Origin of the sequence: Xanthomonas populi, assembly GCF_002940065.1 — a bacterium.
Lineage (GTDB): Bacteria > Pseudomonadota > Gammaproteobacteria > Xanthomonadales > Xanthomonadaceae > Xanthomonas > Xanthomonas populi.
In genome coordinates, this window is sequence record NZ_MDEJ01000277.1 from 1 (window position 1) to 1,187 (window position 1,187).

1 protein-coding gene is annotated in these 1,187 nt (G+C 67.2%); it reads left to right on the forward strand.

Annotation, left to right across the window (positions count from 1 at the left end):
* The first annotated feature begins 100 nt into the window (after positions 1-100).
* A complete protein-coding gene (locus XpopCFBP1817_RS20785) occupies positions 101-919 on the forward strand; it encodes a hypothetical protein (RefSeq protein ID WP_128418485.1) in 819 nt (272 codons plus the stop codon).
* Positions 920-1,187: the final 268 nt, after the last annotated feature.

Below are 1,187 nucleotides of genomic sequence, written 5' to 3' on the forward strand. Positions count from 1 at the left end.
CCCCCATCCTAATCCCGCCGGCGAAGCCGTGCAAGAGGGAAAGGATGCTAAGGCCCACAAGCCAAACACCCCGCCCCGCTGCCGTTCATCGGCGCGGGACATGCCAGCAGTAGACCCAGGCTCACAGACGCCAGGCCCAGAACCGACCGCCACCAGCGGCCGGCCGCACAAGCGTGTGCACTGGCGTCAGCCCAAGCCGCTGGCCGGCAAGAAGCGCCGGCCGGCCGTGTTGGATGCCACTCGCAACGGGCTGGTGCTCGCCCTGGAAGAACGGAAAGGGGCGTGGAAGCGGATTAGCCACAACGTCATCGTGGCCGGCTATGCCCTGGACAAGGCGCTGACGCGGGTGCGCGGACTGCGCAAGGATGGGGCCGACTCGTTGCTGGCCATGGCCGTGGCGCTGCTCTACCTGGCTGACGTGCGCACCGGGTTTGTGGGCAAGCCACGCCAGGGCGGTGGCCCCTGGCAGCGCTACACGCTGCCCGACCTCGCCCAGCTCGCCTATGGCGGGCAGACGCCCGCCGAGGAACGGCGCGCACGGCGCTCGCTCGACATGATGGTGAGCCTTGGATGGGCATTCCCCACCAAGCAGGTGCGCCGGCACAAGAAAGACGCCGAGGGCGGCGACCTGTGGTGCAGCGAGGCGGGTGTGCGCCGGCTCAACTTCCAGCGGCTGTGCGACATGGTTGGCACCAGCTGGTTGCTCAAGCGCGACCGCAAGCATGCCGACCAGGCACGCGGCACAGGCGTTGCGTCCTTTACGCAGGCGCAAGCACGCCGTCAGCCGGCCCAGGAGCCGCGCACCGCGCCGCGCAGGGGCGATGCCCGCCCTGCGGCGCACCGCGCCACGGGCGACCCACCAGGCGGCCTACAGCACTCCGCGCAGTACATCGCGGACATAGAAAACATATTCAAGTAGCCGTCGCCGGCAGGCTCGCCCCTGCAAGATGCCGCAAAAACAGGCACCCGCGCCGGCAAATCTGCCGCGCACAGGCCGGTTAACGCCCCTGCGGCGACGGCGATCACCGAGCCGAACCCCTCAACGACATGCCCCGCGCCAACTTGTCCACGGCTTCGGTGGATAAACATGTGCGCAAGTAGCGCTATTTGTCCTGTTTAATTGTCAGTCCATCCAGTCAACCTATGGTTGAAAGCACAGTCAGTAGAGCGCTCAACAGCAGATCGGC